Consider the following 9,898-nt stretch of genomic DNA (forward strand, 5'->3'; position numbering starts at 1 on the left):
GGCGAGATCATCTGCCGCACCGTGCAGACCGGCTTCGACCGCGAGACCGGCGAGGCGATCTACGAGCAGGAGCAGATGGACCTCTCGGTCCTGCCCTATATCGTGGTCATCGTCGATGAAATGGCCGATCTGATGATGGTCGCCGGCAAGGAGATCGAGGGCGCGATCCAGCGTCTCGCCCAGATGGCCCGCGCCGCCGGCATCCATTTGATCATGGCGACGCAACGGCCCTCGGTCGATGTCATCACCGGCACGATCAAGGCCAATTTCCCGACCCGGATCTCGTTCCAGGTGACGTCCAAGATCGACAGCCGCACCATTCTCGGCGAGATGGGCGCGGAGCAGCTGCTGGGCCAGGGCGACATGCTCTATATGGCCGGCGGCGGGCGGATTTCGCGCGTGCATGGGCCGTTCGTGTCGGACGCCGATGTCGAGAAGGTGGTGGCGCATCTGAAGATGCAGGGCCAGCCGGATTATCTCGATGCCGTGACGGTGGAGGACGAAGGCGACGAGGATGAGGGCGACGCTTCGACCTACAATGGCGACGACGAGGGCGGCGATCTGTACGACCGCGCGGTGGCGATCGTGCTGCGCGACAAGAAGTGCTCGACGTCTTATGTGCAGCGTCGGCTGTCGATCGGCTATAACAAGGCGGCGTCTCTGGTCGAGCGGATGGAGAAAGACGGCGTCGTCGGCCCCGCCAACCATGCCGGCAAGCGCCAGATCCTCGCCGGCGGCGGCGTGGATCGCGGCGCGTTCGATATGCAGGATTAACGGGAAGCCCGGAGATCGCAAGATGGCCTTCCATATCGGCTTGCTGCTTTTTCCGGGCGTCACGCAGCTCGACATGACCGGCCCCTATGAAGTCTTTGCGAAATTCCCCGAGGCCAGGGTCGATCTTGTCGCGAAAGACTTGGAGCCGGTGACGGCCGACGGAGGAATGCGTATTCTGCCGACGGCGACCTTCGCCGATTGTCCGGCGCTCGATCTGGTCTGCGTGCCGGGCGGACCAGGCGTCAATGCGCTTCTGAACGACGACCTTGTCCTGGGCTTCATCCGAACGCAGGCGAGGGGCGCCCGTTATGTGACAAGTGTCTGCACAGGAGCCCTTGTCCTCGGCGCGGCGGGTCTTCTCGCGGGAAAACGCGCCACGACGCATTGGATGAGCCGGGACATGCTGGCGGCGTTCGGCGCGACGCCAGTCAATGCGCGGACGGTGTTTGATGGCAATATCATCACCGGCGGCGGCGTAACTGCTGGCATTGATTTCGCTCTGGCCGTGGCCGCCGAGGCTTTCGGTCCCGACCTCGCGAAATCCATCCAGCTCGCCATCGAATATGACCCGCACCCACCCTTCGACGCGGGCTCTCCAGAACGGGCCGGGCCTGAACTGGTTGCGCGCGCCCGCGCGGCCGCCGCATCGCGCCAGTCCGAGCGTCTGAAAGCGGTCGAGGCCGCCGCAGCAAGACTGAAATGATGCGCGTCGCAAACCGCGCGTTTTTATCCTGAATGCGCCATTTCATATATGCGGCATAGCGCATATATTGCCGCGATAAAGTCTCTTCGCGTTGCTGTCGATTTCCGCCCGAGCATGCAGGACTCTCAATGAGCGCGAACGCCTCTCCCGATCTTCAGTCCGGGCCTCGGGAGCCGACCGCTTTGTGGGTCGGCGCGACGGCGGCGTTCATCGCCTTGTGGTTCGCGGTCTATGGGCGCCTGCCCTGGTTTTCGGATTGGGCGACGGGGCTCTTGCCGCTCGTTCCAGGCAGCCATCTGGCCGAAGCCGTCCGATTTTTCATCTATGACACCCCGAAGGTGTTGATGCTGCTCACGCTCGTCGTCTTCGCCATGGGCGTCGTGCGCAGCTTTTTCTCCCCCGAGCGCACCCGAGCCCTCCTCGCCGGCAAACGCGAGGGCGTCGGCAATATCGCAGCGGCGGCGCTCGGAATTTTCACGCCCTTCTGTTCCTGCTCGGCGGTGCCTTTGTTCGTCGGTTTCGTATCCGCGGGCGTTCCCTTGGGCGTGACGTTCTCATTCCTGATCGCCGCTCCGATGATCAACGAAGTCGCGCTGGGGCTTCTGTTCGCTCTGGTGGGCTGGAAAGTCGCGCTGACTTATCTGTCCTTTGGCCTTGGCGTAGCGATCGCCTCCGGCTCGGTGATCGGGCGCTTGCATCTTGAAAGCTGGCTCGAGGAATGGGTGCGCAACGCGCGCGCCAGCGCGCTCGAGACGCCCGCCGAAGCGATCTCGGTCGTCGACCGTATCAAGGCTGGCGTCGAAGCGGTGCGCGACATTGTCGGCAGGGTGTGGATCTGGATCATCGTCGGCATTGCCGCCGGCGCCTTCATTCACGGCTATGTGCCAAGCGATCTGCTCGCCTCGATCATGGGCAAGAACAGCTGGTGGTCCGTGCCGGCCGTCGTCCTGATCGGCGTTCCGATCTATTCCAATGCGGCGGGCATTATTCCGGTGGTCGAGGCGCTGCTCGGCAAGGGCGCGGCCCTGGGCACGGTGCTGGCTTTCATGATGAGCGTGACCGCTCTGTCGTTCCCGGAAATGATCATCCTGCGCAAAGTGCTTACGGCGAAGCTGCTCGCCGTGTTCGTCGGCGTTGTCGCCGTCGGAATCGTCGCCGTCGGCTATGTGTTCAACGCTTTGTTCTCCTGAAAGGAAAGGCCAAACCCATGAGAGACGTCAAAGTTCTCGGCTCGGGCTGCAAACGCTGTCAGGAGACGGAGCAGATGGTGCGAATGGAAGCCCAAAGGCTCGGTGTCGAAATCACGATTGAAAAGGTGACCGATTACGTGGAGATCGCCAAATTCGGCGTCCTCTCCACGCCGGGCGTCGTGATCGACGGCAAAGTCGTTCACGCGGGCGGGATCCCGAAGGCGGCAGATCTGGCGAAATGGCTGGCGGCGTGACGGCTGCCTGCCGTCAGTGCGCTTTCTCCCATTCAAATTCCGGCAATTGCGTCCGCGCGAAGGTGAATTGGCGCTTGGAATATTGCCGGCTGTCGCGCTTGCCCTTTTCCACGGCCGCCTCCAGAGCCATTTCGCCGCGCAGAAAGGCCAGCAGGCCCGGAACGCCGACCGCGCGCATCGCGGGCAGCGTCGGATCGAGCCCACGCGCGGCGAGGCGGCGCACTTCGTCCAGAGCGCCCTGCGCCATCATCCGGTCGAAACGCGCGTCGATGCGGGCGTTGAGCGCCGCGCGCTCCGGCGCGAGAAAGACGCATTCGCAGCGCGCCGCGTCCAGCAAAGCCCCCTCGCGCGCGCCCTGAAACGTTGCGAGCGGGACGCCCGACGCCTCGAAAATCTCCAATGCGCGCAAAATGCGCTGCGGGTCGGTCGGACGCAGCCGCGCCGCCGTTTCCGGATCGCGCGCGCGCAGTTTTTCGTGCAATTCGGCCGCCGGGACGCCTTCGGCCTCGGCGCGGACGCGGGCGCGCACCGCTTCGGGCACGGCGGGAATATTGGAGAGGCCGCGCAGCAAGGCTTTGAAATACATCCCCGTTCCGCCGACGAAGATCGGCAGCCGGCCCATTTGCGCGGCCTCGTCCAGCGCGGCCTTGGCGTCCGCCAGCCATTGTCCGACGGAATAATTGCGTTCCGCCCCGATATGGCCGAAAAGCAGATGCGGAACCGCGCCGGTCTCCTCCGGGGTCGGGCGCGCCGACAGGATCGGGATGTCCCGATAAACCGCCATGGAATCGGCGTTGATCACGACGCCGCCCAACTCCCGCGCAAGCGCAATAGCGCGCGCGGACTTGCCGCTGGCCGTCGGCCCTGCCAAAAGAACGGCCTGAAGTTCCTGTCGATTCGATAAGTTGCGAGCGTTCAAATCGTAATGACCCATGTCGCCACTTTGGTCGGCGCGCCCGGCGCGCAAATCCTGACCCGGGAGATTCTCGCCGCCGCCGCGAGCCGTCTGCCCGGCGCGGACGAACCCGTCATTCTCGCGCCGCTTGAGGCCGCCGATATTCCTTTCGCACCCGGCGCCGCCCATGGCAATCATTCCGACGGCGGTTTCGCCGACGCCGCTTATTGCCGGGCCGCCATGTCGGTGCTGCGCCTGGCCCTGAGCGACGCGCCGATCGACATTTTCGTGCAGCCTGTCGAGGGGCGCCGCAAGAAACTCCTGCTCGCCGATATGGATTCCACCATGATCGGCCAGGAGTGCATCGACGAGCTGGCCGATTTCGTCGGGTTGAAGGAGCATGTCGCCGCCATCACCGAACGCGCCATGCGCGGCGAGATCGCCTTCGAACCCGCTCTGCGCGAGCGCGTGGCGCTGCTGGCCGGGCTTGACGCGAGCGTGGTCGATCAGGCGATCGAGGAGCGCATCACCTTGACGCCGGGCGGCCGGACGTTGGTGCAGACCATGCGCGACGCCGGCGCCTATACCGCGCTGGTTTCGGGCGGCTTCACGGTTTTCACCTCGCGCGTCGGCGCGGCGATCGGCTTTCACGAAAACCGCGCCAATACTTTGCTGATGGAAGGCGGCCGCTTCGCCGGGCGCGTCGTCGAGCCGATCCTCGGCAAGGCGGCCAAGCTCGCGACGCTGAAGGAATTGTCGATCGCGCATGAACTCTCGCTCGACGAGACGCTGGCGATCGGCGACGGCGCCAATGACCTCGCCATGCTGGAGGCGGCGGGCCTGGGCGTGGCCTATCACGCCAAGCCGGCGGTGGCCGCCGCCGCCCAGGCGCGGGTCGATCATGGCGACCTGACCGCTCTGCTCTATGCGCAGGGCTTCGCCGCTCATGAATTCGTCGTGGATTAGATTTCAAAAAAACTGGGGGGAATGGATGTCCTGGAGAGCAACGCTCCGCACAGCTTTCGTGACGCTGATGGCGATGACCGCCCCCGTTCTGGCGGCGGACGCGCAGAAGCCCAATATCGTCTATATCGTTTCCGACGATCAGGGGTGGAAAGACGTCGGCTATCACGGCTCGGACATTCGCACGCCCCATATCGACGAACTCGCCCAGGGCGGCGCGCGGCTTGAACAATTTTACGCGCAACCGTTCTGCACGCCGACGCGCGCGGCCTTGATGACCGGGCGCTATCCGTTCCGGTATGGCTTGCAGACGGTCGTCATCGCCTCCGGCCACACCTACGGGCTCGCGACGGATGAATGGCTGCTGCCGCAGGCGCTGAAGGAAGCCGGCTACGAAACCGCCATCATCGGCAAATGGCACCTCGGCCAGGGCGACAAGAAATATTGGCCGCGCCAGCGCGGCTTCGATTACCAGTATGGCCCGCTGATCGGCGAGATCGATTATTTCACTCATGAACAGCACAATGTGCTGGACTGGTTCCGCAACAACCAGCCGGTTCGCGAAAAGGGCTATTCGACCACCCTGCTCGGCGACGACGCGGTGCGGCTGATCGAAAATCATGACGTCGCCAAGCCGCTCTATCTCTATCTTGCCTTCAACGCGCCCCATACGCCCTATCAGGCGCCGCAGGACTATCTCGACCGCTACAAGAATATCGAAGAGCCGAGCCGCCGCGCCTATGCCGCAATGATCTCCGCCATGGACGACCAGATCGGCCGGGTGGTCGCGGCGCTCGACAAGAAAAACATGCGCGACAACACGCTCATCGTCTTCCAGAGCGACAATGGCGGCACCGCCAATCCGATGTTCGCCGGCGAAGGCGACATGTCGAAGATCAAGATACCGGTGCAAAATGGTCCGTGGCGCGACGGCAAGGGCACGCTTTACGAGGGCGGAACGCGCGTGATCGCCTTGGCCAACTGGCCGGGCCATATCAAAGCCGGCGTGACCATCGACGAAAAAATCCATGTGGTCGACATGTATCCGACGCTCGCGGGCCTTGCCGGCGCTTCGCTTGCCAAGACCAAACCGCTCGACGGCCTCGACGTCTGGGGAACCGTCAGCGATGGCAAGCCCTCGCCCCGAACCGAGATCGTCTATAATATCGAGCCGTTCCGCGCCGGCGTCCGGCAGGGCGACTGGAAGCTGATCTGGCGGACGCCGCTGCCGCAGGCGGTCGAACTTTACAATATCGCCCAAGATCCGTCGGAAAAGACCAATGTCGCCGCCGAGAACCCCGACAAGGTCGCGGCGCTTCAGAAGCGCGCCAACGAACTTGCCGCCGCGGGGGTCCCGCCGCTTTGGCTCACGACCGAATTTGCGGCCTTGAAGAAGCGGATGGGCCTGCCCCCGGCTTTCCCGGACATGGAGACGCTGAGCGGCGGCGAAGAAACGAAATGATCGGCGATCTGCTTCAGAAAACTCCCGCTTGACCGGCGCGGCGCCGTTCGCGCTTAGCGGACGGCCCAACCGCCCGAGAGAGGAAAGACCTGGCCGACAAAACAACGCGCCGCATCGCTGCACAAATAAGCGACGAGGCTGGCGTCCTCCACCGCCGTCACGAGCCGACCGAGCGGAACCTCACGCCGCAGACGTTCCTGAAAGCGTGGATCGGCCTGCACGTCGGGCGGGAAATAGGTCGGGTTGTCGACGAAATTCTGGGCTATGGCGTTGATCTGGATATTGTCCGGCGCCAATTCGACCCCAGCCGCCTGGACGAACGCCAGTTGGGCGCCCCGCGCCGCGCTATAGGTTGAGGCGCGCTTCATGCCGCGAAGCGCCGACGCGCTGCCCATAACCACGATGCGCCCGCCGCCGCGCCGCTTCATCCCCGGAATAGCCGCCCGGACCAGCCGCGGCAGCGGATCGACCATCGTCTCGAAAGCTTGCCGCCATTCTGCGTCGTCGACATCGGCGAGGCGCGTCGAAGGCGCCGGAACCGCGAGATTCGCCACGATCGCGTCGATCGCGCCCGCCCGATCGACGGCTTCGCGCGCCGCCTCGGGCGCTCGCAGGGCGTTCGGATCGGCGACGACGTCCGCGCCCAGCGCCTCAAAATGGCGACAGATGGCCGGACCCATGAAATCCCTGCTTTGCGTCACGAGAATGCGCTTGCCCGCGATGCCCGCCATAGACCACCCCTCCCCAATGAAAACGCCTTGACGCGGCGCCATGAAATCAGCATGGTGCGCGCCATGACGCTTTCGAACATCCTTTGCGGAATTTCGATTATCGGCTAGCTGCAAAGCTGGCTGGCGCCGTCATGTCTCCATAAAAATTCCTGCGAGATCGACGCCCCGGCCAGAGCCAGGGGAAATCATGTCCGTCTCGACGCCATTGAAGCTTTACAACACGCTGACCCGGGAGCGCGAAGCCTTTGCGCCGCTCGATCCCGCCAATGTGCGGCTCTATGTCTGCGGGCCGACGGTCTATGATTTCGCCCATATCGGCAACGCCCGGCCGCTGATCGTCTTCGATGTGCTCTATCGGCTGTTGCGCGAGAAATATGGCGCCGGCCATGTGAAATATGTCCGCAACATCACCGACGTCGACGACAAGATCAACGCCCGCGCCGCCGAGCGCGCTATCACCATCCGCGAACTGACCGAGGAGACCAATCGCGTCTTCCAGGAGGATGTCGCGGCGCTCGGCTGCCTGGCGCCTGACGTCCAGCCGCGCGCGACCGAACATATCGCGGAAATGGTCTCGATCATCGAGAAGCTGATCGCCTCCGGCCACGCTTACGCAGCGGACGCCCATGTGCTGTTCGACGTGCCGTCCATGCCGGATTATGGCGCTTTGTCGCGCCGGCCGCTGGATGACATGATCGCCGGCGCCCGCGTCGAGGTCGCGCCCTACAAGAAGGGCGAGATGGATTTCGTGCTGTGGAAGCCCTCGAAAGAAGATGAGCCCGGCTGGGACAGCCCGTGGGGACGCGGCCGTCCCGGCTGGCACATCGAATGCTCCGCCATGTCGTGGAAACATCTCGGCGAAATGTTCGACATTCATGGCGGCGGCATCGATCTGGTCTTCCCGCATCATGAGAACGAAATCGCCCAGACGCGCTGCGCCTTTGGCCATGACGTGATGGCCAATGTGTGGATGCACAACGGCTTCCTGCAGGTGGAAGGCGAGAAAATGTCGAAGAGCCTCGGCAATTTCGTCACCATCCACGAGCTGCTGCACAGCGACAAGTTCGGCGGCAAGGCGTGGAAGGGCGAAGTTCTGCGCCTCGCCATGCTGCGCGCCCATTACCGCCAACCGATCGACTGGACCGTGAAGGCGCTGGAAGAGGCCGAAAAGACCCTTTCGCGCTGGTATGGCCTGTTGCGCGCCCATGGCGTCACGGCGAAAAGCGCGGCGGACGCGCCCCTGCGCGCGGCCTTTGTCGAGGCTTTGTGCGACGATCTCAACATTCCGCGCGCCATGGCGGAATTGCACGCCATCGCCGCCAAGGCCGAGCCGCGCGACAGCGACAGCCAGACGGCCAGGGCCGAGGCGGAAAAGCTCACCCGCGCCGCAGGCCTGCTCGGGCTGTTGCAGGACGATCCCGCCGCCTGGGCGCATAAGGCGCCGGAGATCGACGTGGATGTCGCGGAGGTGGAAAAGCTGGTGGTCGAACGACTCGCCGCCCGCAAGGCGAGGAATTTCGCCGAATCCGACCGGCTGCGCGACCTGCTGGCGGAGATGGGCGTCAAGCTCAAGGACGGCAAGAACAAAGAGACCGGAGATCCGACCACGGAATGGGAGGTCGCGGGATGAATGCTGGACATTATCCGCAATCTCGACGCGTGACGCCTTCTCCCCTTGCGGGAGAAGGTGGATCGACGGCCCGAAGGGACGGCGAGACGGATGAGGGGCACCGGCCTGACCTGACGCTCCCCTCATCCGGCGCTATCGCGCCACCTTCTCCCGCAAGGGGAGAAGGGAGGCCCGTCTATGGGAGCTGCTCATGACCGAGCCCACGAATGATCGCGAAAAGGATTGGCGCGCCAGCCTGCCGTTTCCGGCGCACTGGCTCTATTACATCCTGGCGAAAGTCGTGATCCTGATCCTGGTCGCCGGCTTCGCCCTCTATTGGTACGGACTGCTGTAATGGCCGAAAAAATCGCCCTGCGCCCGGCCCTACCCGCCGACGCGCCTTCGCTCGCCGCCTTGTTCCGCGCCAGCATCGAGGAGCTGGCGCAGGAGGATTACAGCGAGGCGCAGATCGAAGCCTGGGCCGCCGTCGCCGACGACGAAGAGGCCTTCGCGAAGAAACTCGCCGGCGAACTGACCATTATTGCGCTGTTGCAGGGCGAGATCGCCGGCTTCGCCAGCCTCAAGGGCGCGGATTGCCTGGACATGCTCTATGTCCATCCGGATTTCGCCCGGCGCGGCGTCGCGACCCAGCTCTGCGATGCGCTGGAGAAACTCGCCGGCGCGCGCAAGGCCGCGTCCATTACAACGGACGCCTCCGATTGCGCGCAGCCCTTCTTCGCCGCGCGCGCCTATGCGCCGCAAAAACGCAACATGATTTTCCTGGGCGATGAAGTGCTCGGCAACACCACCATGACGAAACAACTCGCCGCGTCGAAAGAGAATGTCCAATGAGCCGCGAACGCGTCACTTTGTTCGACACCACCCTGCGCGACGGCGCGCAGACCACGGGCGTCGATTTCTCGCTCGACGACAAGAAACAGATCGCGAGCCTGCTCGATGCGCTCGGCATGGATTATATCGAGGGCGGCTATCCCGGCGCCAATCCGCTCGACACCGAATTCTTCAAGACGAAGCGCACGACCAACGCCCATTTCGCCGCCTTCGGCATGACCAAGCGCGCCGGACGTTCGGCGGCCAATGATCCGGGCGTGGCGGCTTTGCTCGACAGCGCGGCGGACACCATCGTCTTTGTCGCCAAGAGCTGGGACTATCAGGTCCATGTCGCGCTTGGCTGCACCTTGGAGGAAAATCTCGAAGGCATTTCCGACAGCGTCGCGACGGCGGCGAAAGCGGGCCGCGAGGTCATCGTCGATTGCGAACATTTCTTCGACGGCTACAAGGCCAATCCCGATTACG

Annotated in this window: 11 protein-coding genes and 1 pseudogene; 10 read left to right on the top strand and 2 right to left on the bottom strand. The window is 64.0% G+C overall.

The genetic code is table 11. The features are described from left to right. From ACE3S9_RS09235 to ACE3S9_RS09250, 4 genes are all read left to right on the top strand, one after another. Positions 1–774, top strand: a 774-nt coding sequence (locus ACE3S9_RS09235; protein ID WP_374546159.1) for a DNA translocase FtsK, incomplete at its 5' end; no start/stop codon positions are given. Between the two features lie 22 nt (positions 775–796). Next, positions 797–1,477 carry a DJ-1/PfpI family protein gene (locus ACE3S9_RS09240; RefSeq protein ID WP_374546160.1) on the top strand — a complete coding sequence of 227 codons (681 nt, stop codon included), beginning with the start codon at positions 797–799 and terminating at the stop codon, positions 1,475–1,477. A 128-nt stretch (positions 1,478–1,605) separates the two neighbouring features. Next, positions 1,606–2,667, top strand: coding sequence for a permease (locus tag ACE3S9_RS09245; protein ID WP_374546161.1), 1,062 nt, complete (start codon positions 1,606–1,608; stop codon positions 2,665–2,667). A gap of 17 nt (positions 2,668–2,684) precedes the next feature. After that, positions 2,685–2,921: a thioredoxin family protein gene (locus ACE3S9_RS09250; RefSeq protein ID WP_374546162.1), complete on the top strand. Its 237-nt coding sequence runs from the start codon at positions 2,685–2,687 to the stop codon at positions 2,919–2,921. Between the two features lie 13 nt (positions 2,922–2,934). On the opposite strand, the gene miaA is transcribed toward ACE3S9_RS09250, so the two are convergent. Then, the gene (gene miaA / locus ACE3S9_RS09255) at positions 2,935–3,855 is read right to left on the bottom strand and encodes a tRNA (adenosine(37)-N6)-dimethylallyltransferase MiaA (protein ID WP_374546163.1); all 921 of its coding nucleotides are present in this window, start codon (positions 3,853–3,855) and stop codon (positions 2,935–2,937) included. On the opposite strand from miaA, the gene serB reads away from it, so the two are divergent. Both serB and ACE3S9_RS09265 read left to right on the top strand, forming a co-directional pair. Beyond that, positions 3,847–4,782, top strand: coding sequence for a phosphoserine phosphatase SerB (gene serB, locus ACE3S9_RS09260; RefSeq protein WP_374546164.1), 936 nt, complete (start codon positions 3,847–3,849; stop codon positions 4,780–4,782). The genes miaA and serB overlap by 9 nt on opposite strands. 25 nt (positions 4,783–4,807) lie before the next feature. Next, positions 4,808–6,241, top strand: coding sequence for an arylsulfatase (locus ACE3S9_RS09265; protein WP_374546165.1), 1,434 nt, complete (start codon positions 4,808–4,810; stop codon positions 6,239–6,241). A gap of 53 nt (positions 6,242–6,294) precedes the next feature. Here ACE3S9_RS09265 and ACE3S9_RS09270 read toward each other — a convergent pair whose 3' ends face one another. Next, positions 6,295–6,972, bottom strand: coding sequence for an SDR family oxidoreductase (locus ACE3S9_RS09270; RefSeq protein ID WP_374546166.1), 678 nt, complete (start codon positions 6,970–6,972; stop codon positions 6,295–6,297). Positions 6,973–7,159: 187 nt separating this feature from the next. Between ACE3S9_RS09270 and cysS the strand changes: the two genes are divergently transcribed. From cysS to ACE3S9_RS09290, 4 genes and pseudogenes are all read left to right on the top strand, one after another. Beyond that, complete coding sequence (gene cysS, locus ACE3S9_RS09275; protein WP_374546167.1) at positions 7,160–8,602, top strand: cysteine--tRNA ligase; 1,443 nt, start codon at positions 7,160–7,162, stop codon at positions 8,600–8,602. A 190-nt stretch (positions 8,603–8,792) separates the two neighbouring features. Then, positions 8,793–8,936 (top strand): hypothetical protein, encoded by a 144-nt coding sequence (locus ACE3S9_RS09280; protein WP_374546168.1) that lies wholly within the window; start codon positions 8,793–8,795, stop codon positions 8,934–8,936. After that, a complete protein-coding gene (locus ACE3S9_RS09285) occupies positions 8,936–9,433 on the top strand; it encodes a GNAT family N-acetyltransferase (protein ID WP_374546169.1) in 498 nt (165 codons plus the stop codon). Before ACE3S9_RS09280 ends, ACE3S9_RS09285 begins: the two co-directional genes overlap by 1 nt. After that, positions 9,430–9,898: pseudogene (locus ACE3S9_RS09290) on the top strand (citramalate synthase); the annotation flags it as partial. The gene ACE3S9_RS09285 and the pseudogene ACE3S9_RS09290, both read left to right, overlap by 4 nt.

Origin of the sequence: Rhodoblastus sp., assembly GCF_041915505.1 — a bacterium.
GTDB lineage: Bacteria > Pseudomonadota > Alphaproteobacteria > Rhizobiales > Beijerinckiaceae > Rhodoblastus.

What these genes read in the sequence shown, in the direction of transcription:
- ACE3S9_RS09240 (WP_374546160.1), top strand. Translation starts at nt 797, where the DNA reads ATGGCCTTCCATATCGGCTTGCTGCTTTTTCCGGGCGTCACGCAGCTC.
- ACE3S9_RS09245 (WP_374546161.1), top strand. Translation starts at nt 1,606, where the DNA reads ATGAGCGCGAACGCCTCTCCCGATCTTCAGTCCGGGCCTCGGGAGCCG.
- ACE3S9_RS09250 (WP_374546162.1), top strand. Translation starts at nt 2,685, where the DNA reads ATGAGAGACGTCAAAGTTCTCGGCTCGGGCTGCAAACGCTGTCAGGAG.
- serB (WP_374546164.1), top strand. Translation starts at nt 3,847, where the DNA reads ATGACCCATGTCGCCACTTTGGTCGGCGCGCCCGGCGCGCAAATCCTG.
- miaA (WP_374546163.1), bottom strand. Translation starts at nt 3,855, where the DNA reads ATGGGTCATTACGATTTGAACGCTCGCAACTTATCGAATCGACAGGAA.
- ACE3S9_RS09265 (WP_374546165.1), top strand. Translation starts at nt 4,808, where the DNA reads ATGTCCTGGAGAGCAACGCTCCGCACAGCTTTCGTGACGCTGATGGCG.
- ACE3S9_RS09270 (WP_374546166.1), bottom strand. Translation starts at nt 6,972, where the DNA reads ATGGCGGGCATCGCGGGCAAGCGCATTCTCGTGACGCAAAGCAGGGAT.
- cysS (WP_374546167.1), top strand. Translation starts at nt 7,160, where the DNA reads ATGTCCGTCTCGACGCCATTGAAGCTTTACAACACGCTGACCCGGGAG.
- ACE3S9_RS09280 (WP_374546168.1), top strand. Translation starts at nt 8,793, where the DNA reads ATGACCGAGCCCACGAATGATCGCGAAAAGGATTGGCGCGCCAGCCTG.
- ACE3S9_RS09285 (WP_374546169.1), top strand. Translation starts at nt 8,936, where the DNA reads ATGGCCGAAAAAATCGCCCTGCGCCCGGCCCTACCCGCCGACGCGCCT.